This window comes from Henriciella mobilis (assembly GCF_003576315.1).
Classification (GTDB): Bacteria; Pseudomonadota; Alphaproteobacteria; order Caulobacterales; family Hyphomonadaceae; genus Henriciella; species Henriciella mobilis.
On record NZ_QWFZ01000024.1, the window covers coordinates 1 to 21,889 of the forward strand.

21 protein-coding genes and 1 tRNA gene are annotated in these 21,889 nt (G+C 60.3%); 18 read left to right on the top strand and 4 right to left on the bottom strand.

The window, feature by feature from the left end; all coding sequences use genetic code 11:
* The first annotated feature begins 299 nt into the window (after positions 1-299).
* The 6 genes from D1227_RS13215 to D1227_RS13240 all read left to right on the top strand — a co-directional run bounded on the left by D1227_RS13215 (position 300) and on the right by D1227_RS13240 (position 5,839).
* Entirely contained in the window at positions 300-710 is a 411-nt protein-coding gene (locus tag D1227_RS13215; protein WP_119404980.1) for a BLUF domain-containing protein, read from the top strand.
* 102 nt (positions 711-812) lie between these two features.
* Positions 813-1,778: a hypothetical protein gene (locus tag D1227_RS13220; protein ID WP_119404981.1), complete on the top strand. Its 966-nt coding sequence runs from the start codon at positions 813-815 to the stop codon at positions 1,776-1,778.
* 3 nt (positions 1,779-1,781) lie between these two features.
* Complete coding sequence (locus tag D1227_RS13225; RefSeq protein WP_119404982.1) at positions 1,782-2,264, top strand: potassium channel family protein; 483 nt, start codon at positions 1,782-1,784, stop codon at positions 2,262-2,264.
* Positions 2,265-2,357: 93 nt separating this feature from the next.
* A complete protein-coding gene (locus D1227_RS13230) occupies positions 2,358-4,355 on the top strand; it encodes an acetyl-CoA carboxylase biotin carboxylase subunit (RefSeq protein ID WP_119377257.1) in 1,998 nt (665 codons plus the stop codon).
* 64 nt (positions 4,356-4,419) lie between these two features.
* Positions 4,420-4,935 carry a DUF805 domain-containing protein gene (locus D1227_RS13235; RefSeq protein WP_119377256.1) on the top strand — a complete coding sequence of 172 codons (516 nt, stop codon included), beginning with the start codon at positions 4,420-4,422 and terminating at the stop codon, positions 4,933-4,935.
* 79 nt (positions 4,936-5,014) lie between these two features.
* Positions 5,015-5,839, top strand: a complete 825-nt coding sequence (locus D1227_RS13240) for a DUF805 domain-containing protein (protein WP_119404983.1) — start codon at positions 5,015-5,017, stop codon at positions 5,837-5,839.
* Here the strand turns inward: D1227_RS13240 and lipB are convergent.
* Positions 5,827-6,531 (bottom strand): lipoyl(octanoyl) transferase LipB, encoded by a 705-nt coding sequence (lipB, locus tag D1227_RS13245; RefSeq protein WP_199288325.1) that lies wholly within the window; start codon positions 6,529-6,531, stop codon positions 5,827-5,829. The two genes, D1227_RS13240 and lipB, sit on opposite strands and share 13 nt — an antisense overlap.
* An 82-nt stretch (positions 6,532-6,613) precedes the next feature.
* Here lipB and D1227_RS13250 point away from each other — a divergent pair.
* The 3 genes from D1227_RS13250 (at position 6,614) to D1227_RS13260 (ending at position 9,441) form a co-directional block, all read left to right on the top strand.
* Positions 6,614-6,698: transfer RNA gene (locus D1227_RS13250), tRNA-Leu, on the top strand.
* A gap of 65 nt (positions 6,699-6,763) precedes the next feature.
* Positions 6,764-8,155, top strand: coding sequence for a magnesium transporter (gene mgtE / locus D1227_RS13255; RefSeq protein ID WP_119377253.1), 1,392 nt, complete (start codon positions 6,764-6,766; stop codon positions 8,153-8,155).
* Between the two features lie 83 nt (positions 8,156-8,238).
* Positions 8,239-9,441, top strand: a complete 1,203-nt coding sequence (locus tag D1227_RS13260) for a lysozyme (RefSeq protein WP_119404985.1) — start codon at positions 8,239-8,241, stop codon at positions 9,439-9,441.
* A gap of 6 nt (positions 9,442-9,447) precedes the next feature.
* On the opposite strand, the gene D1227_RS13265 is transcribed toward D1227_RS13260, so the two are convergent.
* Entirely contained in the window at positions 9,448-11,397 is a 1,950-nt protein-coding gene (locus tag D1227_RS13265; protein WP_119404986.1) for an ATP-binding protein, read from the bottom strand.
* 229 nt (positions 11,398-11,626) lie between these two features.
* On the opposite strand from D1227_RS13265, the gene egtB reads away from it, so the two are divergent.
* The 4 genes from egtB (at position 11,627) to D1227_RS13285 (ending at position 15,161) form a co-directional block, all read left to right on the top strand.
* On the top strand, positions 11,627-12,901 hold the full coding sequence (egtB, locus tag D1227_RS13270) for an ergothioneine biosynthesis protein EgtB (protein ID WP_119404987.1): 1,275 nt from the start codon (positions 11,627-11,629) through the stop codon (positions 12,899-12,901).
* A complete protein-coding gene (gene egtD / locus D1227_RS13275) occupies positions 12,901-13,839 on the top strand; it encodes an L-histidine N(alpha)-methyltransferase (RefSeq protein ID WP_119404988.1) in 939 nt (312 codons plus the stop codon). Before egtB ends, egtD begins: the two co-directional genes overlap by 1 nt.
* A gap of 29 nt (positions 13,840-13,868) precedes the next feature.
* Positions 13,869-14,234, top strand: a complete 366-nt coding sequence (locus D1227_RS13280; protein ID WP_119405044.1) for an MmcQ/YjbR family DNA-binding protein — start codon at positions 13,869-13,871, stop codon at positions 14,232-14,234.
* A gap of 93 nt (positions 14,235-14,327) precedes the next feature.
* Positions 14,328-15,161 (top strand): aldo/keto reductase, encoded by an 834-nt coding sequence (locus D1227_RS13285; RefSeq protein WP_119404989.1) that lies wholly within the window; start codon positions 14,328-14,330, stop codon positions 15,159-15,161.
* A 6-nt stretch (positions 15,162-15,167) separates the two neighbouring features.
* Here the strand turns inward: D1227_RS13285 and D1227_RS13290 are convergent, their stop codons facing one another.
* The gene (locus D1227_RS13290; RefSeq protein WP_119404990.1) at positions 15,168-16,982 is read right to left on the bottom strand and encodes a patatin-like phospholipase family protein; all 1,815 of its coding nucleotides are present in this window, start codon (positions 16,980-16,982) and stop codon (positions 15,168-15,170) included.
* Positions 16,983-17,345: 363 nt separating this feature from the next.
* On the opposite strand from D1227_RS13290, the gene D1227_RS13295 reads away from it, so the two are divergent.
* From D1227_RS13295 to D1227_RS13305, 3 genes are all read left to right on the top strand, one after another.
* Positions 17,346-17,669 (top strand): EF-hand domain-containing protein, encoded by a 324-nt coding sequence (locus D1227_RS13295; RefSeq protein ID WP_119404991.1) that lies wholly within the window; start codon positions 17,346-17,348, stop codon positions 17,667-17,669.
* Between the two features lie 184 nt (positions 17,670-17,853).
* Positions 17,854-18,855 carry an acyltransferase family protein gene (locus D1227_RS13300; protein WP_119404992.1) on the top strand — a complete coding sequence of 334 codons (1,002 nt, stop codon included), beginning with the start codon at positions 17,854-17,856 and terminating at the stop codon, positions 18,853-18,855.
* A 30-nt stretch (positions 18,856-18,885) separates the two neighbouring features.
* Positions 18,886-19,707: an enoyl-CoA hydratase-related protein gene (locus D1227_RS13305; protein ID WP_233349976.1), complete on the top strand. Its 822-nt coding sequence runs from the start codon at positions 18,886-18,888 to the stop codon at positions 19,705-19,707.
* Here D1227_RS13305 and D1227_RS13310 read toward each other — a convergent pair whose 3' ends face one another.
* On the bottom strand, positions 19,708-20,055 hold the full coding sequence (locus D1227_RS13310) for a hypothetical protein (protein ID WP_119377244.1): 348 nt from the start codon (positions 20,053-20,055) through the stop codon (positions 19,708-19,710).
* Between the two features lie 122 nt (positions 20,056-20,177).
* On the opposite strand from D1227_RS13310, the gene D1227_RS13315 reads away from it, so the two are divergent.
* Both D1227_RS13315 and D1227_RS13320 read left to right on the top strand, forming a co-directional pair.
* A complete protein-coding gene (locus tag D1227_RS13315) occupies positions 20,178-21,062 on the top strand; it encodes a DUF817 domain-containing protein (protein WP_119404993.1) in 885 nt (294 codons plus the stop codon).
* A 94-nt stretch (positions 21,063-21,156) separates the two neighbouring features.
* Positions 21,157-21,888 carry a hypothetical protein gene (locus tag D1227_RS13320; protein WP_119404994.1) on the top strand — a complete coding sequence of 244 codons (732 nt, stop codon included), beginning with the start codon at positions 21,157-21,159 and terminating at the stop codon, positions 21,886-21,888.
* Position 21,889: the final 1 nt, after the last annotated feature.

The window sequence follows — 21,889 nt, forward strand, 5'->3', positions numbered from 1 at the left end:
GAAGCGGGGATCGAAAACCAGCAAGCCGCACGTCCCAACGGACGCTGCGGGCGCTGGTGCAGCCTGTTTGCTGGATGGATACCGCATCAGCGCGCTCGCGCCTTACATGGATCGCGCTCAGCCCTGTTTTGGAGTGGTCCTCAGCCTTCCCAATGCACGGCAAGAACGTTCGGGAAACAGATATCACACGTAAAGCTGGTAATCCCTTGCACTGGCGGGGGCTTCGAGACGTAATAGGACGGTGAGGGGTATGCACGCGGAGTGCATTGTCGACTCATGCTCAGGAAAGAATTCGACCCATGTACCGCCTCGTCTATGTCAGCACGGCTGTGGACGGCCTTTCGGATGCCGATATCGATCATATTCTGAACGTCTCGCAGTCGAACAATGATGAACGCTACATCACCGGCTTCCTTGCCCATAATGGCCGCAGCTTCATGCAGGCCCTGGAAGGCGAACGCAATGAAGTCGAGGAGATCTACGACCGCATCGTCAATGATGATCGCCATTTCGGCGTGACCCGCATCATTGGCGAGCCGGTCGGCAAGCGCGCCTTTCCCGAATGGTCGATGAACTATCACCGGGTGGACAATGACGAGGGCTCCTCAGCCATGGTGATCCGCAAAGATGATTCCGTCGATGCGCTGATGAACCCGGATATGCCGCGCGACCTGCTTTACCTGTTCTCGAAGTTCATCCGCATGCGCTAGGGCCCGCTGCGGCGGGCTGGCACAGGGCGCGCTAACGATCCGGAAACCCATGTCTGAAATGCTTCCCGGCACAGTCCGATCATTGCGTTCCCCGGGGGGCATATGGAAACCGAGATACAGCTGCTGATGGCGCGTGTCTCTCATCTCGGCGAGATGAGTGAAGCCGAAGCCCGGCGCATAGTGAACGAAGTCTACCGCGACGGCGTTGTAAACCGCCAGGAAGCCGAAGCGCTGTTCCGCCTCAACGAACAGCTGGCAGAACGCGACCCGGTCTGGGTCGAGCGCTTTGTCGAGGCGATAAAGGACTTCCTGCTGACGCGCGAAGCACCCGAAGGCTGGATCACGGACGAGGAAGCCGGCTGGCTGATCGGTATAATCGGCCGCGACGGGCATATCGAAACAGCGAGCGAGATCGATCTGATGCTGTCGCTGCTGCGCCATGCCGAGGGTGCGCCGGCATCCCTCTCGCACTACTGCCTCGAAGCGATTTCACGCCGGATCATCAAGAATGGTGTTGCCGACGAAGCCATGAGTGAGCGGATGCGGCGCATCCTGCATGCACCGGGCGGCGATTCGGGCCTCTGGGTCAGCCGGGATGAGGCGACGGTCCTGTTCCGGACCAATGACGCCATTGCCGAGGCGCCGAATGCCAAGAGCTGGAACAATGTCTTCGCCAAGGCCATCCTGAACCATCTCCTCGCTGCCGCTCATCCCGAACCGCAGACCGAATCTGATGCACTGTCGCGCGAAGCCTGGCTGCAGGACAACAAGGTCAGCGTCGGCGGCTTTTTCGGCAAGATGGCCAATGCCTTCACGAGCGGCGCCTGGTTCGACAAGGTCAGCTATGACCCGGAAGCGGCCGCCCGCGCGCGCTACATGGCCAAGGAGGCCGCAGCCAAGGCCGGCAAGCAGGTCACCGAGGAAGAAGACAAATGGTTCCTGCGCCGGTTGGGCTGGGACAAGTCAGTCAGTCCGGCAGAGCGCACGCTTATCGAATTGCTGAAAAGCGAAGCGCCGGGGTTCGCGCGCGGTCTCAAGGAGGCGACCCAGGCCATGGACGCGGCATAACACATGCTGATTGTCCTCGGCATTGCCGCCATTCTGGTCATCACCACAAATGCGATTCATCTGGCAGGGCTGGTCGGCCTCTCGGCTGTCATGCGCCGGCAGCGGTTTCACCCCGCACACCTGGAAACCAAGATCGGGCAGGGCATGTCGATCATCGTCTACGTGCTTTCGATTTTCCTGCTCCATGCAGTGGAAATCTGGGTCTACACGGCGGCCTTTCTCTGGGTGAACGCGTTCGATAATGTCTACGAGGCGCTCTATTACTCGATTTCGTCCTTTACGACGGTCGGCTTTGGCGACGTCCTCCCCGACCATCCCTGGCGCATGCTCGGGGCGACAGAATCGGCCAACGGTTTCCTGCTCATCGGCTGGTCGACGGCCTTCCTGGTTTCGATATCCAGCAAGATCCGCATGTTCGAGGCCAGTCTCGAGCGCGAAGGGCCCGCGTCTCAATCACTAAGCACTGCGGCCGAAAGCGAAAACTAAACGGCCTGACGCAAGGGCAGCTGATGGACAGCGCCGCATGCGGGCGATAAGCCACAACCCAGTGTTTTGTAGCTGCTGTTTCAGGGGGCAGTCATGTTCAAGAAAATCCTGATCGCCAATCGCGGCGAGATCGCCGTGCGGGTCATCAAGACCTGCAAGCGTTTGGGCGTGAAGACCGTCGTCGTCTATTCCGATGCCGATGCCGATTCCATGGCTGTCGAAATGGCCGATGAAGCGGTCCATATCGGTCCGCCGCCGGCTGCTGAGTCCTATCTTGTCATGGACAAGATCATCGATGCGGTGAAGCAGACGGGCGCCGAGGCGATCCATCCAGGTTTCGGCTTCCTGTCGGAAAACCCGGCTTTCGCCAAGCGCCTCGAGAAGGAAGGCATCACCTTTATCGGTCCCAACCCGCACGCCATCGAGGCGATGGGCGACAAGATCAGCTCCAAGAACCTCGCGGCCGAAGCAGGCGTCTCCACGGTCCCCGGCCATATGGGGTTGATCGAGGACACCAAGGAAGCGCTGAAGGTCTCGAAGGACATTGGCTATCCCGTCATGATCAAGGCTTCAGCGGGCGGCGGCGGCAAGGGCATTCGCGTTGCCTACAATGACAAGGAGGTCGAGGAAGGCTTCCCGGCCGTGAAGGCTGAAGCCAAGGCCTCCTTCGGCGATGATCGCATCTTCATCGAGAAGTTCATCGAGAGCCCGCGCCACGTCGAAATCCAGGTGATGGGCGACAAGCATGGCAATTGTGTCTACCTGTTCGAACGCGAATGCTCGATCCAGCGGCGCAACCAGAAAGTCATCGAGGAAGCGCCGAGCCCGCTGCTCGACGAGGAAACCCGCAAGAAGATGGGCGAGCAGGCTGTCGCGCTGGCCAAGGCTGTCAATTATGACAGCGCCGGCACGGTCGAGTTCGTCGCCTCCGGCGTCGACAAGAGCTTCTACTTCCTCGAAATGAACACCCGCCTGCAGGTGGAGCACCCGGTGACCGAAATGATCACTGGCGTCGACCTGGTCGAGCAGATGCTTCGCGTCGCTTATGGCGAAAAGCTTGCGATCAAGCAGAAGGACCTGAAGATCAATGGCTGGGCGGTCGAGAGCCGTGTCTATGCCGAAGACCCCTATCGCAAGTTCCTGCCGTCCATTGGCCGGCTGAAACGCTTCCATCCGCCAGAGGAAGGCCCACTCATGGGCGGGACCGTCCGGATGGATTCAGGCGTGCGCGAGGGCGATGAGATCTCGATGTTCTACGACCCGATGATCGCGAAGCTGGTCACGCACGGCAAGACGCGGGACGACGCGCTGGACGTCCAGGCCGCCGCGCTCGACCGCTTCCACATCGAGGGCATCCAGGACAATATTCCCTTCGTGGCCGCGGTGATGGACGAAGAGCGCTTCCGCTCCGGCGACATCACGACGAACTACATCAAGGAACAGTTCCCCGACGGCTTCAACGGCACCGAGCCGACAGACCACCAGACTCTGATCCTGACCGCAGCCGCCGCTTATGTGCACGGCGTCTTCGCCCGGCGCGCCGAGAAGATATCTGGCCGCATGAGCCAGCCCGGCCCACAGCGTAAGGACTGGGTCGTCATCCTGGGCGACACCCATCATGAGATCGAGCTTGATCTGGGCGACCATGAGGCCACCATCGCTATCGATGGGACCAACCATACGCTTTATACGCACTGGAAACCGGGCACCCACCTCTTCGAAGGCCAGCTGGACGGCGAATCCTTCGCAGTGAAGTTCTCCGACAAGACCGAAGGCTATGTCTTCCGCCATCGCGGCGTGTCAGTTCGGGCGCTGGTCTGCACGCCGATGACGGCAGCGCTGCATGCCCGTCTGCCAGAAAAGCCGAAGCCGGACACGTCCAAGCTCGTCATCTCGCCGATGCCAGGGCTTGTCGTCTCGATGGATGTCGAGGTCGGCATGGACGTCGAGGAGGGCGGGGCAGTCTGCATCGTCGAAGCGATGAAGATGCAGAACATCATCCGCGCAGAAGCGAGCGGCAAGGTGAAGGCGATCAATGTCGCAGCCGGCGACAGCGTCGCAGCTGACGAAGTGATGGTCGAATTCGAGTAGGAGGCGATTGTCCCCCTCCCTCGGACATCGTAGTAGTCTGTCCTTCTGACGCTGGAGACACGCTATGGGCAATCTACTATTCAACCCGCAAGGGCGGATCCTGAAGAACAGGTTCTGGCAGGGCCTGGTTGTGCTGACTGTCGCGTCTGTGATCGTCACGGCGCTGCCGGTCTATCTCGGCACGATGTTCGGCATCGTCTCGCTGCTGATGATCTATCCCTATATCTGCGTCTACGCCAAACGCTTCCACGACGCCGGAACGACGGGGTGGTGGGTGATCGTCGTCTGGCTCGGCACCCTGGTGCTCAGTTTCATTGAAGGCATGATTCTGGGCCCGATGTTTCTGGGAGAATCCGGCCGCGCCATCCAGGCAGAAGCGGCCGAACGACTGGCCCAGGGCGAGTTCGACGTCTTCATGCAGGCGCAGGAAAGGCTGGCTGAAATCATGCTGCCGCTGTCCATCATGACTGTTGTCGCAAACAATGCGATCGTAGGCTTCATCGTCGGTTCGCTGGCGACCGAGCCACGCACCAACAAGCATGGTCCGGTGCCTGGAACTGAGCATGACGAGTTCAGCTGACATTTTTCTTATCGTTTATTGATAAATTAGGAAAAGGGCGTATAAGCGTTTTTCGATAAGAACGCGAAGGCCCACCCGGATGTCAGACTCAAGCACGACTGCCCTTGACCGAAAGCGCCCCTGGCTGACGGATGAACGTGAGCTGCCAGCCAACATGAACTGGCTGCAGACGCTGTTCAATCCAACAGGCACGTCGCCGCGCCTGCATTTCACGCGGGCCTGGACCTTGCTGTTCATGCTGCAGCTGCTGGTGATCATCCTGCCGTGGTCGATCGCTCTGATCTTCAATTCAGCCGGCGGGGACGGCCAGCCGATTGGTGAGTTCGGGCTGTTCGCGACGCCGGTGGTGTTTATCGTCACGACGCTGATTTCCTATGTCATCCACTCGCGGCGACTCCTTGATGCCGGAAAGACGCCGCTGCTGGCGATCATCCCGCTGATTCCACTCATTATTGGACTGGCGGTCTTCATGATGACCGCGCAAGGGCAGTCGGCCCAGTATGACAAGCGGTTCGAGATGCGTCAGGACTATCTGGCCGATCCGGACGGCTTCCGCGCAAAGCAGCGTGAAGAGCGGGAAAAGGCGAAAGCCGAAGCCGAGAAGAAGGCCGCAGAGGCTGAGGCCAATGGCGAAGCTGCGCCCAGCCAGCCGCAGGGCCAGGGACGCCGTGGTCCCGGTGGTCCGGGCGGTATGATGAACTTTGAACAGCCATTGCCGCCGAAGGCCGAGTTCGTGCTGAAGAATGCGCTGCCCCCGATGCAGATGATCATGATCCTGCTCAGCGCGCCGATTGCGATCTGGAGCCTGATGTGGGTTGCGCGCGCGCCGTATTTCGGGCGGTATCCGGGCGAGAAAGAAGCCGTGCAGGCGGAAAGTGGCGACCGGCGTCCCTATGAAGCCTGAGCTTCGCTAAGCGGGGCAGGCGCGTCCACGACTTCCGACAGGAAGACCTTCCGGAACGCCTTTTTCAGCGCGTCGTCGGCATCGTCCATCGTCACTGGCAGACCGAGATCGACCAAGCTCGTGACGCCTAATCCGTCCTCGGCAATGCCACACGGTGTGATCCCGCCAAAGTGCGAAAGGTCCGGCTCCACGTTCAGGCTGATGCCGTGGAAGCTGACCCAGCGTTTCAGGCGCAGGCCGATGGCGGCGATCTTGTCTTCCCGCAGCGGGCCGCCCGGCTGGGTGCGGTCGACCCACACGCCGACGCGACCGTCGCGAATCTCGCCCTTTACATTGAACTGGTCCAGCGCCTCGATGATCCAGGCCTCGAGCCTTGCCACGAAATCGCGGACATCGCGCCCGCGCTGGCCGACATCGAGCATCACATAGGCCACGCGCTGGCCGGGGCCGTGATAGGTATATTGCCCGCCGCGGCCCGCCTCGTAGACGGGGAAGCGGCCAGCATCCTTCAGGTCTTCCGGCCGGGCGCTGGTCCCGGCTGTGTAGAGCGGCGGATGCTCCAGAAGCCAGACAAGTTCCGGTGCGCCCGTCTCCCGGATCGCCTGCACGCGGCGCTGCATGAAAGCCAGCGCGGCCTCGTAATCCACAGGCGCGGGGCTGACGGCCCATTCGACGGGAGGAAAATCTGTCATTCTGCGCATATAGAGGTGCAAGGAGGGCTTCACAAAGCCTTCCTGCGCACTTATACCGCGCGTTCTTCCCGTACGGGACTTAGCGGTCGTGGCGGAACTGGTAGACGCGCAGCGTTGAGGTCGCTGTGGAGCAATCCGTGGAGGTTCGAGTCCTCTCGACCGCACCATCCCGGGGAAGATGTGTTGGCAGTAGGGCAGGAATCCTGTCCATTCAGGATAGGAGGTTCTCCCCATGTCCGAGCTGCCTGAGACCCCACAGGAAGATCATGTCGAAGACGTCGTCCAGGCGAAGCATCTCGCCCTGGAGCAGGATGTCCGCGAGGCTGTCTGGGACAAGGATTCGCGCTGGCTGTCGCGTACGCTGAACCGGCTTCATCCGGCCGATGCCGCTGACCTTCTCGAACAGCTTTCGACCGACGACTTCGCCGATGCGGTTTCGCTGCTGGGTGGCCAACTGCCGACGGACATCATTATCGAATTGCGCGACGAGTATCGCGTCGAAGCCGTCGACGTGCTGCCTGACGATGCGGTGGCGGCGGTCCTGGGTGAGCTCGATTCAGACGATGTCACAACCATTCTCGAAGACCTTGAGGATGACCGGCGCGAGCGTATTCTCGACGAACTGACGCCGGCGGACCGGGCCTCCTTCGAACAGGGGCTCGCCTTCGACGAAGACACAGTCGGCCGTCTCATGCAGCGCGAGTATTTCGCGGCGCCTGAATTCTGGACGGTCGGGCATGCCATCGACCATGCGCGTGAAAACGCCGAAGCGCTGCCGGCTGAATTCTATGAAGTCTATGTGATCGACCCGACTCACCGCCTCAAGGGGCAGGTGCCGCTCGCGACGCTCCTGCGGACCCCGCGTGACGTGAAGCTCGACGACATCATGGAAGAGGTCCAGTCGGACATCAAAGGCAACATGGACCAGGAGGATGCAGCCTACCAGTTCCAGAAATACTCGCTTGCCTCCGCGCCAGTCACGGATGATGCCGGACGGCTTATGGGCATGCTGACCGTCGATGATGTGGTCGACGTCATCCAGGAAGAAAACACTGAAGACCTTCTGGCCCTGTCCGGTGTGCGCTCGGCTGAAGGCACAGACACCGTGCTGGATTCGGTGAAGGCGCGTGCCCCCTGGCTGGCGGTCAACCTGCTGACGGCTTTCATCGCCTCAGGCATTATTTCAATGTTCGAGACCACGCTTGACCGGTTTGTTCAACTGGCGATCCTGATGCCCGTCGTGGCAGCGCTGGGTGGTAATGCCGGCAGCCAGGGCCTTGCTGTTGCCGTTCGCGCCATTGCCGAGCGGGAGATGGACGGCGATGCGAGCCGCCGTGCCATTGTCCGCGAAACGCTGACCGGCATCGCCAACGGCGTGATCTTTGCCATCGGCGTGGCCGCGATTGCGGGCTTCTGGTTCCAGAGCGTGGCATTGGCTCTCACCATTGGCATAGCCATGTTCGCAACCTTCGTCTGGGCAGGCTTCTCGGGCGTTATCGTGCCCCTCGGCCTGCGAAAGATGGGCGCCGACCCGGCTGTGGCCTCGTCCGTTTTCGTGCTCACGCTGACAGATGTGATGGCCTTCTTCAGCTTTCTCGGCCTTGCGACCCTTATTCTGCTGTAATTGCGCAGGTTTCTCCTATCAGGCGTATGACTTGCAGTAATGCCTGATCGAACAGTGCCGTCTGTATCGGTTTGGAGCAAAGTATGAGTTCAGCCCTTCGTACGTCCGAAGCCGGACTGAAGCTGATCATGGCGTATGAGGGATTCAGGTCTCATTCCACGCGGCTGCCTGACGGTCGCTGGGTGATCGGCTATGGGCATATGCGTGCCGCCCGCGCCGGGTTGAAAGTCAGCCAGCCGGAGGCCGCTGCCATCCTGAGAGAGTTTGACCTGCCGCCGATTGAACAGGCCTTGCAGGAACTCGTTCTCGTGCCGCTGAACCAGCATGAATTCGATGCGCTGGTGTCCTTTGTATTCAATGTGGGCGTAGACCAGTTCGAATCCTCCGATGTGCTTTCGGCGCTCAATGCCGGTGACCGCATGGCCGCCGCACGGGCATTGGAACTCTGGTGCAATGCGAAGGTCGGCCCGAGGAACATGATCGTGGATCCACTCATCCGTCGCCGCGCAGACGAAAAAGCGCTTTTCCTGAAAACGACCGGCTCGGTTCCGCTCGCCGCCTCAAGCCGGTTCCGCCCGACGCCAGAGCCTCGCCCAGAGCCGGAACCATCCCGCTGGGGAGACTTCAAGGTCAGCGAAGCGGCCGCGCCGGAAGCAGAGGAACAACGCGCCGAAACACCGACGGAAGCGGCTGCGCGTAATGTGAAGGAGCGCCTCACCCGCATTCTGGGCGAGTATGAAGACACAAGCACCAAGGCTGGTTCGGAGGAGGAGGACACCGCCGAAGCTGCCGTCAAGGCGGCTGCCGAGCAGGAAGCGAGCGTTGAAGAAATTCGCGCCGCGATTTCCGCGCTTGTCGCCGAAGACGACGATCAGGACGATGGTGCGGGCCTTGATGCCCAGGATATCGCTGCCGATCTCGATCCCGACGCCTTCGATATTGAAACCGGCCAGCTTGATGTCGTCGAGACGTCGGCTGGGGCACGCCGAAACCGCCTGTATATCGACGATGTAAAGCCAGCCGAAATTCCGCCAGCCGACCCGGACCTGCGCCGCGGCGATGATGCGGGCAACCTGACCGAAATGGTCGTCTTTGCCGTTATCGCGATGGTTGGCGCCCTGATCTTCCTTCTGGGTGGAGCCTTTGGTCTTGGCTGGTTCGGGACAAGCCTTCCAGGCCACGCAAACGCTTATGGCTACCTGCCGCCATTCCTGATGATGACGGGCGCGCTGATTTTCGTGGTGATGATCTATTACTGGATACGCGCCATCATTTCCCGGCGCTGAGACAGGTCAGACCGCAACGCTGTGCAGTTCCGCCGGCTTGCCGAGGCTCAGCACCTGGCCCATGGCGCTGATCAGGCCGCGTTCGTCAATGGGTTTCGAGACGTAGCCGTCAAAACCCATATTGAGATACCGTTCCCTGTCGCCCTCCATCGAGTCGGCTGTCAGCGCGATCACCGGGACGAAGCGGTTGGGATTGGCAGACATGCGCAGCCTCTTCAGGGCCTCGATGCCGTCGAGGCCCGGCATATGGACATCCATCAGGACAATGTCGAACGCGCCGTCATTCAGGTGCTCCAAGGCTTCTGCACCATTGGACGCCTCAGTAATCTTGAGATCGTAGCTGTTCAGGAATGAGCGCGCGACGCGCAGGTTGATGTGATTGTCGTCAACGACCAGCACCCTGCAACCGCCGAGGCCGGAACGGGGTCTGTGGCTGGCCAGTTGAACCGTGTTGTTCTCCGCCGGCGCGCGGGCACTATCCGCGACGTCCGCGCTGAAGGTCAGCGTGAAGATCGATCCACGGCCAGGTTCGCTGACCGCGGTGACATCGCCGCCCATCATCTGTGCCAGCTGGCGTGTGATGGCCAAGCCAAGTCCCGTGCCGCCAAAGCGGCGGGTCGTCGAGCCATCCTCCTGGGAGAAGGACGCGAAGATGTGTTCGATCTTGTTCTCGGCGATCCCGCAGCCTGTGTCAGTGACGTGAACGGTCACAGTCGCCTTGCCGCTTTCAGCCGGTGAACAGGTCACAACGATCATCACCTCGCCTTCCTCGGTGAACTTGATCGCATTTGAGACAAGGTTGCCGATACACTGGCGAACACGGACAGGGTCGAAGGCAAGACGAGACGGCACGTTGGGGTCGACATGCAGGCGCAGGTCAATGCCCTTTTCTTCCGCGATCGACATATGCAGCTTGAACAGGCTGCTCAGCTTGTGGCGGATGTCGCTCTCGACGGGGGAGATTTCGAGCTTTCCGGCTTCGATCTTTGACAGGTCGAGAATGTCGTTGAGCAGCACCATGAGCGCGCGCCCGGAATCGAGGATGATCGAGACCTGTTCGGTCTGCGAGGCTGTAAGGTCTTCATGGGCCAGTGCCTGCGCCATGCCGAGGACGCCGTTCAGTGGCGTGCGGATCTCGTGGCTCATATTGGCCAGGAACTCCGACTTCATGCGGGTCGCTTGCTCAGCCCTGTGCAGGGCCTCGCGCAGCTCGTGTGCCTTGCGGCGTGTTTCACGAACATCCTCGATGTGGGTGATGAAGACTGTTGTGTCCTCACCTGGAAGCCGGGCGGCATTCATGGCGACCGATATCCGGATGAGTTCACCAGATTTGGTTTTCAGCTTGGCATCCGTCTTGTTCGAATAGCCTGTCCCCGGACCGGGGAACCGTGTCACCAACTCTTTGAAAGCGTCTTCCTCCATCAAAATGGCGGCGCTCTGGCCGATCAGATCGCCCGCTTCATAGCCCGACAGGGTAAGCATGGCATCGTTGACGTAGATCAGTGTGCCGTCACCATTCGCGATGGCAATACAGTGGGTTGCAGTGTCACACGCCAGCTTGAGCAATTCCGCCTGGCTGATCGCCTCGTCGCGCTCACGAGCCAGGTCCGTCACCTCGTGCGAACAGCAGATGACACTATCGCCATTGGGAATGACGACGGTTCGCATCACCTTGCTGAGCATCTTCACAGCGCGGCCCTGACTGGTGGTGAACGCAACGGTTTCGCCGGTGTTGAGGACTTTTCTGACGTTCCGGACCATTTCAGAGTCCCGGTAGGCCGGGTCGAACTCGAAGATGCGCATGCCCAGCACGCTGCCACCCTCGGGCAGGATTGACTTCTGCATCAGGCTATTGGCGCCAGTCCATTCGAAGTCGATGATCTCTCCCGCCTCATCGCGCACAGGGGCGACCTCGCAGACGATTATGGGTAGAAGGTCGAAGGTTGATGCGTCCATGGAAATCTCTGCGACTGTAGTGATTCCAGTAGAATCTGCGGCAACATGCTTAACGGTGTGTTTAGGATGAGGGCCTGTCTGCCTTTGACATCACCTACTCATTTGTCACTATCCGGACTTGGCTACCCGGAAAATGGTTGTCAGCTTCGTCAGGCGACACATGTCTGAAAAGAAACCCCGGTACCGTTGCAGCGTTGAGTGCCGGTCGCCAGTCCGAAAGGAGAACACAATGCCGATCGGAACGCATCCCGGCCATGAAAACGAAGAAACGGGCTTGAAGTCGAGCTTCGAACGCGTTCGCGCCACTTCTCTGGCGCTTGCCGAGGGGCTTTCAGATGCTGATGCGACGGTTCAGTCCATGGAGGATGCCAGTCCAGCAAAATGGCACCTCGCGCACGTAACGTGGTTTTTCGAGCGGTTTGTACTGTACGAGCACTTGCCGGGCTATTCGCCTTTCGATGAGCGTTATGACTACCTCTTCAATTCCTATTACGATGCCGTGGGTGACCGGCATCCGCGGCCCAGGCGGGGCCTGCTTACGCGGCCGGCCCTTGACGATGTGCTGGCTTACCGCGCGCATGTCGACCGGGCGATGGGGAGCCTCTTGTCGGGCGGGGCCAGCGACGCGCTTTCGAGACTTGTCATACTTGGCTTGCACCATGAACAGCAGCACCAGGAATTGTTCCTGACAGACATTCTGCACCTGTTTGCGCAGAGCCCCTTAAAACCGGCCTTCCGCGCGCCAGAGCCGCGCCTGATGAAAGGAGCAGCGGCACCTCTTGCCTGGACGCGCTTTGACGGCGGCTTGGTGGAGATTGGCCACACAGGCGGCGAATTCGCCTTCGATTGCGAAGGTCCGCGCCACAAGGTCTGGCTCGAACCGTTCGAGATCGCCAATCGCGCCGTCACAAACGAGGAGTGGATGGAATTCATTGCCGATGGCGGCTATGAGCGTCCGGACCATTGGTTGTCGGACGGCTGGGCCATGTGTCAGGCCGAGGGTTGGACCGCGCCGCTTTACTGGCGCATGGAGGACGGCGAATGGTCGACAATGACCTTGCGAGGCTGGCAGCCAGTCGACCCGCAAGCCCCCGTTTGCCATGTCAGCCAGTATGAAGCCGACGCCTATGCCAGCTGGGCGGGCGCACGCTTGCCAAGTGAAGCCGAATGGGAAACGGCAGCTGCTGGTACTGGTGCAAGGCTTGAGGGCAACGATGCTGGCACGGGACGGCTCAGCCCGGCGCCACAGGCGGGCAAGGGTTTGATCGGACTGTTTGGCGATGTCTGGGAATGGACGCAAAGTGCCTACTCGCCCTATCCGGGTTTCGAGGCTGAGGAGGGCGCTATCGGCGAGTACAATGGCAAGTTCATGAGTGGACAGTACGTCCTGCGAGGCGGGGCCTGCTCTACGCCGGAGGGCCATATCCGAACGACCTATCGGAACTTCTTCCATCCCGGCAAGCGCTGGCAGTTCTCTGGCTTGCGCCTGGCGAGGAATGCCTGATGGACGGCCTGACCAGGGATCCTTTCCGCGAAGATGTACTTGAAGGGCTGGCGAAGCCGCAAAAGGCTATCCCCAGCCGCTGGCTGTACGACGAGAAGGGCTCTCAGCTCTTTGACCAGATCACGCGCCTGCCGGAGTATTATCCGACCCGGACAGAGCTGGGCATCCTTCGTGAACGGGCAGATGAGATGGCCGAAGCCATCGGGCCGGATGCGGTCATCGTGGAGTACGGTGCCGGCTCACTGCTAAAGATTCGCCTCCTGCTGGACGCACTGGAACGGCCAGCAGTATTCGTGCCGGTCGATATATCGGCCTCCCACCTCGACGCGGCTGCAGACGAATTGCAGGCAGACTATCCCGATCTGGTCATACAGCCGATTGCGTCGGACTTCATGGCTTCCAACCTTGGCGAAGCCCTGCCGGAAACGGCGGGGCGTCGCGCCGGTTTCTTTCCCGGTTCGACGGTTGGCAATCTCGGCGATGACGATATCTGCCGGTTCCTGCGCAATGCGCGCGCTGACCTGGGAGGTCAGGCCTGCTTTGTGATTGGCCTCGACCAGCCAAAGTCACCGGATATCCTGGTCCCGGCTTATGATGATGCGCAGGGCGTGACAGCGGCATTCAACAAGAACCTCCTCGTCCGTATGAACCGCGAACTCGGCGGAAATATTGATATCGGTGCCTTTGCGCATGAAGCGCGCTGGAATGGTGCTGCCAGCCGTATCGAGATGCATCTGACAAGTCTCAAGGACCAGTCGGTGAAAGTGGCGGGAGAGACATTCGCCTTCCGGAAGGGAGAGACGATCCATACGGAGAATTCCCGCAAGATCGCGCTCGACGCGTTTTCGGCGCTGGCGGAGACAGCGGGCTGGGCGCTCACGCGGCACTGGACCGATCCGGACGGACTGTTTGCCGTCATGCTGCTGGAAGCGCAGTAGACGTCTGGCGGCATTAGGGGAGCGGGATGATGACCCTGGCTGAGTACAACGAATTCTGCGGCTCGCTCGCGCACACGACGCATGTCGTTCAGTGGGGCGGCAGCCACGTCTGGAAGGTGGGCGGGAAGGTCTTTGCAATCGGTGGGGAGAATGGCCCGGACGGTTTCCGGGTGAGTTTCAAGGTCTCTGACCTCGCCTTCGATATCCTGCGCGAGCAGCCAGGATGCCGGGGGGCACCTCATCTCGCTTCACGCGGCATGAAATGGATCCAGCGTTACAATACTGATGCTGTCGGTGATGATGCACTGAAGGACTATCTGAAGGAAAGCTACCGTCTTGTGTCTCTGGGCCTGACGAAAAAGCTTCAAAAGGAGCTAGGCCTAAATCAGAGCTGATGCTTGTTCTCTTTGCACCGCCAGGGCGGAACACAGATGGTGGCGATCCGTTTGCTCGGTTGCGTTTAGATATCAGGACAGACAGGAGAAGCGATGACCCTTACGACGAAACATTTTGGCGTCGATATTCCGAAGATCGGATTTGGTACGTGGAAGCTGCGTGATGAGACGGCGCAGATGTGCGTCACGAAGGCCATCGAGGCCGGCTATCGCATGATCGACACGGCGCAGGTTTATGAAAACGAGACTCATGTGGGGCGGGGCATCGCTGACTCTCCGACACCACGCGACGAGATCTGGGTGACGACCAAAGTCTGGATGTCCGAATTTGAGGATGGCGACCTGCAAGCGTCGATCTCCAAAAGCCTGGAACGCCTTGGTCTCGATTATGTTGACCTTGTCCTGCTGCACTGGCCGAGCAAGGACGTTCCGCTCGAAGAGACGATCAGCGCGCTGAACGATGCGCATGACCAGGGCATGACGCGGAACATCGGCATCTCGAATTTCACCGTCAGGCAAATGGACGAAGCGGTCAGGCTGTCGAAAGCGCCGATCGTGACTAATCAGGTCGAGTATCACCCCTTCATTGACCAGACCCCGGTTCTTGAGGCTGCGCATGCGCTGGGCATGTCGGTGACGGCCTATTGTCCGCTCGCACAGGGCAAGGTTCTTGACGATCCACTGCTTAAGGAAATTGGTGCTGCACATGGCAAGACACCGGCACAGGTGGTCGTACGCTGGTTTGTGCAGCAGCCCGGTATCATCACAATTCCGCGGTCATCGTCGCCGGAACACATTGCGTCGAACAATGATGTGCATGACTTCGAGCTGAGTGCTGACGAAATGGGGCGGATCAACGCGTTGAAAGCCAGTCATCAGCGTCTCGTCGATCCCGGCTGGGCCCCTGCTTGGGATAAAGCAGCGTAAGTCCGGCTAGACCTTATCGATCGTCACGCTTGGAATTTGCGCCTTTGGCCCATAGCAGAAGTCGATCAGCTCGCCTGACGCCAGGGCCTTCCGGGCCGCCTCGTACCCAGCCTGCACCGCTTCGTCATAAGCCTCCCAGTCGCGAAGCTCGATATCGCGCAGCTCGGGTACCACCAGAACATCGACCAGTTCGCGCCCGGCTGACGGATCGACACTCAGTGTTGCAGACCGCATCAGCAGTCCCGCAATTGGCGGCGCCGAGGAGAAGCCGTGCTTCCAGACCCAACCAAAGAAACCGGGCGGGTCTGCAAAATCCTCGGCGGCGAGGCCTTCCGGCGCGCGAGCGACATCCGATCCAACGACCACGCCGCGATGGAGCTCGCGCATGATACCGGTCGGGAAGTTGTTGAGAACCGCGCCGTCGACGAGCACTTCGCCGTCATGAACGACTGGCGGCAGGATGCCGGGTAGAGAAATGGTCGCACGCAGTGCTTCGCGCAGCAGCCCACGCCGATGGACAAGGTAGGTTCCGTCCGTCAAATTTGTTGAAACGGCAAAAAAGGGCACGCCGAGGTCGCCAATCTCCGCGTCTCCAAAATGCTCGTGCAGGCGCGTGTTCACACGTTTGCCGCGAACAAGGCCGACCACAGGAAGGACATAGTCGCCGAGCGGGTTTGTCTCGACGAAGGCCTTGCGGATGCGACGGTCGATCTCTGCATCGTCCCAGCCCATGGCGACACAGGCGGCCACAACAGCGCCCATGGAGGAGCCACCGACAAAGTCGATCGGTATGCCGGCTTCGCGCAGGGCTTTGACGACCCCGATATGGGCGTAGGCTCGTGCCCCGCCGCCCGACAGGACAAGCCCCACAGACCGGCCGGCCATGATCCGCGCCAGCCGCTCGCAAGAGGGGCCGTCCATGCCCTCCCAGTGCAGGATGCGTGACGCATTCGCGGCATCGAGCCATTCGGCAGGCTTGGCCGCCTGGCGTTCGCCGCCATGGTGGAGCAAAATCACATCGATCAGTTTCAGCGACCGGGCCGGCGAGTTGTCTTCCGGCATCAGAGGATTTGACGGCCGGGCGTCTGCGCGTCCGACGACCCAGATCCGGTCCGCCTGGCGAACCGACAACCGATACCAGCCTGTATCCCCGACAGAGGATACCAGCATCACGACATCATTCTCGGCTTCTAGCCTGTCGAAGAAGCCCGTCGGCTGGTCGGTACCTTCAGTCTCCTCGACGATCCGGCACTTCAGGCCAAACTTGTTGAGCGAGGCCTTGAGCGAACGGGCACGCAGTTTGAGGTCGATCGTCGGAGAGGTCGCGACCAGCGCAAAGACCTTGGGCGCGTTGCGCCGGTTTGGCTTGCGGCCCTCGCGCAAGCGGGTCAGCATCAGCCGGATCATGGCCGTCAGGATTTCAGGTTCCGCCTTTACCAGACGGTCGAAGCCTGCGCGGGAAATCTCAAGCATTTCCGCGTCACGCAGGGCGTAGACGGAACTCGTGTGAGGCGCATTGTCCGGAATGCCGTCGCCGTCGTCGTCGAAAGCGCCCTCGAACAGCGCCATCTCTCCGACCGGTTCTCCAGCGCGAATGTGGCCGATGAAGTCGCTGCGCCCGTCCGGCATGGTCCGGAATGCGCCGAGCGAGCCTGACAGGACGAAATAGATGGAGTTCGAGATTTCACCGGCCTTGAACAGCTCCCAGCCCGCCGGCAGCGAAAACCAGCGTGCTTCGCGTCCAGCCGCCCGCAGGGCGCGCTTGGGTACATCCTCAAGAAAGGGGATCGTCTTCAGCGTGGGCGCGATGTTCAGACTCATAGGTCTGAATGTGTTAGCAGCCGGCCCTTCTGAAAAGGGTCTTTTACCTGCAACGTTTCCCCACGGTGGTACGGTCCTGAACATGATCTCGTGTCCGGCATTCAAATGCCCGATTGCGGCAACAGTGCTGCAAGAAACGGTCCATGACAGGGCGTGATACGTTCAAAAACGTTCAGGGATCGCCCGCTGGTAAAGCGTTGAGCCGATTTAATGCACGCGCAACTGTCTGTTTAAAGAGCAGTTTCTGGCGCAATTTCGAAGAGTTAATCGGCCTGACCGAATCGTAACGCATCAAATTGGCTGGTATGTGCGTCTCTATGGCTGCGTCACAGAAATTCGACGCGAAAACGATTGGAGAAACCCATGAAACGCTTCGCAATTATTTCCACCTTTGCCGCAGCTGGAGCCCTGGCGGCATCTGCCGGCGAAATGGTCGCCTTCACCGATATCGACGCCAATGGTGATGGTTCGGTCAGTGAGTCGGAATTCGTCACCTACAAGACTGCGAAGGGCGATCATTCCGCGCAGGAAGCATCCGACATGTTCCTCATGGTCGATGCCGATGCCGACGGGTCGGTCTCCAAGGCCGAATTCGCTGCGGCGAAAGAAGCCTGGAAGAATAAGGATGCCGGCGTCGGCGCTGACGTCGAACTCGATGTTCGCACGGACACCGGCTCTTCTTACTAATCAGAGTTTTTCTGACCCCTTTTTTCAGACCCGACTCCAGCCCGTTCCCTTTGTGGGAGCGGGCTTTTCTTTGCGTGGTCACCTGCACCACCTGACTGTTTCTTCTTGATTTCCCGCGCCAAAGCCGCTTGCAACACAGGACTGGACTCAGGAGGCTTCGCTGGCCAGCAACCGCTTCGATTTTCTGCGCCTTGTTTTTGCAGGCGCTGTGTTTGCCTACCATGCCTGTGTGCTGTCGGCTGCCGGGCCTGGCGGTCAGGTTGAGACCGGGTTGGCGCGCGCAGCCGAACTTGGCATCCAGGGGTTTTTCATCGTATCGGGCGCGCTTGTTTTCGGGTCGCTCGAGCGATCACAAAATCTTGGAGTCTACGGTTCAAAGCGGGTCCGCCGGCTTTATCCCGCCTATGCCGTGATTATTCTATTGCCCGCCATTGTGAGTGGCTTCGTGACCGGCTGGGGCGATGTGGAAGCAATCGCAAGGTATCTCGGCACGAACCTGATTTTCCTAAACTTTCTCGAGCCGAACCTGCCAGGGCTGTTTGCCGGGAACCGGTTCACCGAGGTGAACGGCGCACTTTGGACCCTGAAGATCGAGGTCATGTTCTACCTGGCGCTCCCCGCGCTTGCCCTCGTCATGCGCTTGTTCGGGAAGGCCTGGTGGGTCCTGCTATTGATAATCTATGGTGCCGCCGAAGCCTGGCGGCTACTGCTGCCGGTCTATCTCGATCATCCGCTGGCGCCGGAACTGGCCCGGCAGCTGCCCGGCCAGATGGCCTTCTTTGCCAGTGGAATGGTGCTCTGGAAGGTCTGGGATCTGGCAAAGGCACGAGCCATCCGGTTAGGACTGGCCGGCACCGCCATCCTGGCTGCATCTTACGCTCACCCAATCCTTGAGCCCCTGCGTGCGGCAGGGCTGGCCGGTGTCATCGCCTGCCTGGCCTTCGCGCCTGGACCGGCCATTCGCGCCGCCCGTTTCGGCGACATCAGCTATGGGGTCTACATTACCCATTTCCCAATCCTGCAGGCCATGGTGATGGCGGGGCTTTTCGCCGCTTTGCCACTGCCTGCGGCATTTGTTCTTGCGGCGGTCGGTGTGCTGTTTGCCAGCCTGATGTTGTGGCATCTGGTTGAGAAACCGGCGCTGCGCAGGGACAGCCATTACAGGAAAGCGGATTCAGGCAGCTGATCCCCGTTTCACAAGACCGGCAGGAGGCCTATGCTTTCTGCAAAGCAGGAGGATTTCATGGACGAGTACGAGACCATCAACCTGGATGCGACCCCCGGCGGCATCGCCGTGCTGACGCTGGACCGTCCTGACCGTCACAATGCGCTGAACGCCCTGGTCATCGAGGAGCTCACCGATGCGCTGGAAACGCTGGAGGAGCAGGAAACGATCCGTATGGTGATCCTGCGGGGAAACGGGCCGAGCTTCTCCGCTGGCGCAGACCTCGAATGGATGAAGGCCGCGGCAGACTATACCCGGCATGAAAACGAGCAGGACGCCTACAAGCTGGCGGAGATGCTGCGTAAACTTGCTGCGCTGCCACAGATGACGGTCGCGCTTGTCCATGGCGCAGTCATGGGGGGCGGAGCCGGGCTTGTAGCAGCGTGCGACATCGCGGTTGCCATGGCCGACTCGAAGTTCCGCTTCTCGGAAGTGCGTCTTGGCCTGACACCAGCCACCATCAGCCCCTTTGTCATCTCGGCGATCGGGCCGCGCTGGGCGAAGGCGCTGTTTGTGTCCGCAGAAAGCTTCGATGCGGCGTTCGCTGAAAAGATCGGACTCGTCCAGTACGTCGTCCAGACGCAGGACGAATACACCGCGATGGAAGAGCACCTGGCCAAACTCGCCATGCATGCTGCGCCGGGGGCGATCCAGGATGCGAAACGGCTGGTGCTCGATCTTGCCGGGCTGGAAATCAACCAGGCGCTCAGCCACGAGACGGCAAAGCGGATTGCCGCACGCCGTGCCAGCGAGGAGGGCCGTGAGGGCCTGTCCTCATTCCTCGAGAAGCGGAAACCCTATTGGGTGGGCTGATCAGCCGCCGGGCGGTTGGCTCGCAACCTCGCCAATTGTCAGCCCGAGATTGCGCAGGATGTTCAGGACAGCTTCAACCGGGTTGATGCCTGTCATCTGCGTGATCGGGTCCTGCGCGAAATATATGATTGCACCGATCAGGACCAGGAAGACCAGAAACTGCGCCAGCGATTTGAAAATGAATGCGCCCGCCATGCCAACAACGAAGCCTGCGGCGCCAAATATCAGCGCGCCGAGTATGGGGCTGACGCCCGTTGCGGCAGCCTGCTCGAAACCGAGATAAGCGCCGATGCCGCCGATGATGACGCCGGCAGCCATGCTGACATTGCGATTGTCCATGTAAGCCATGATTCATCCCCTCTGATGGCACAGGCGCGAGCCTAGACCAGCGGAGCGGCGCTGACTAGTAACCCTATAAATGGTTGCGATTGCGCCACTTTCCTGCCGCGGTGCCCGGCAAAGAGAAACATATGCCGAGCGTATCATCCATAAAATCTGCCCTCTCGCGTCATCGCGAGCAACTTCGCGCGCGCGCTGTGCGCGGTCCATTCTCCAAAGCGGTTTTCGAGTTCGTGAGCTTCGGCATCAAGCAAGGCTGGGCGTGCATCTTCGGCGGCGCGCTGCTTGCCCTGATCCTTGCAACACATCTCTGGTATCCAGAGGGCGCACCGATCAGCCGGTACGATTTTCTTGTCATCGCGGCCATCGCCATACAGGTGCTCCTCATCGCGACCGGACTTGAGACCTGGGAAGAAGCCCGGATCATATTCGTATTCCACATCGTCGGCACCGTCATGGAGATCTTCAAGACGGGCGCCGGCAGCTGGGTCTACCCGGAAGACAACTTTCTGCGAATTGCGGGTGTGCCGCTGTTTTCAGGTTTCATGTATGCAGCCGTCGGCAGCTACCTGGCCCGGGTCTGGCGGATCTTTGATTTCCGTTTTGATCGGTTTCCACCGCTTTGGCTGCAGGGCCTTCTGGCGGCCGCGATCTATGTCAATTTCTTCGCCCATCATTATACGGTCGATATCCGTGCCGGGCTCTTCGTGGCGACGGTATTGATCTATGGGCGGTGCGTGGTCTGGTTCCGGGCGGACGAGACACATCGGCCTATGCCGCTCATTATCGGCTTTGGCCTCGTTGCGCTCTTCATATGGTTTGCGGAGAATATTGGCACGCTCGCGCGGGCCTGGACCTATCCTGGGCAGGAGACGGTCTGGACCATGGTGTCGCCGGCCAAGTTCGGCTCCTGGTATCTGCTGATGATTATCAGCTTCGTGCTGGTCGCGCTGGTTCATGGTGCGCGAGCGGGGCAGGGCGCGAGAAAGTCTACCGGTGCTGATCTCGTAACCTGATTTCTGCCGCATTCAGGCGATGTAAATCCCGCGGGTATTAGGCATGGGTCATGGTTAATTGCCGGCAGCAGGATGCGCCGGCCAGGAGGGTGCTTTGCCAGTCGGGCTGCTGATTGCGATCGCATATGAAATCTCGGCCTCGAGCGGCCCGGTTGATGCGGCGCTTTTGGCCACCGAAGCTCCTGAGACCCTGCGAGCGGCGTTTACAGTGGAACTTGTCAGCGACAGGGCGCGCCGGACGTTCCGCTACGACCCGCGCCTTGAAGGCGATGCACGTTGGCAGCCAGTGTCGGCGCGTGGCGAGGATGACGATCTCGACGAAGCAGCGGCCTCCTGGGGGGCTGAAGCGGCGCCGGACGGACGCCTGTTTCCCGATGACCTCAGGCCCAGCATTGGTCAGCGGGTGGACGTTGCCGATCTTGGGGCAGCCTGGCGGGTGAGCTTCCGCCACAAACCTTCATTGAACGACACGGAACTGGATGTCTGGTTCGCCGACCGGGTCAATGCGAAGGCCTGGCTTGATCCGGTGTCAGAGCGCTTCCTGCGCATCGACTATGATCTTCCCAACCCGGTCCGCGGTCCTGAAGGAGGGCGATTGACGCAATTCGATCAGACCTACCTGCTGGAGACTGAACCGAACTGGGGCCTTTCCTATGTCGCGTCCTATTCGGTCAGCCTCGAAGCCAAGGGCGGTTTCAGGACCATTCGCCGGCACTATACGGCGACAGTGACCTCCATCGAGATCTTCTTTGCGAATGAGCAGGCCAAGGCGGAATTCACAAGCCAGCGGCAGTCCGCCTCTGGTCCCGGGCTCGCAGCGCGCTAAA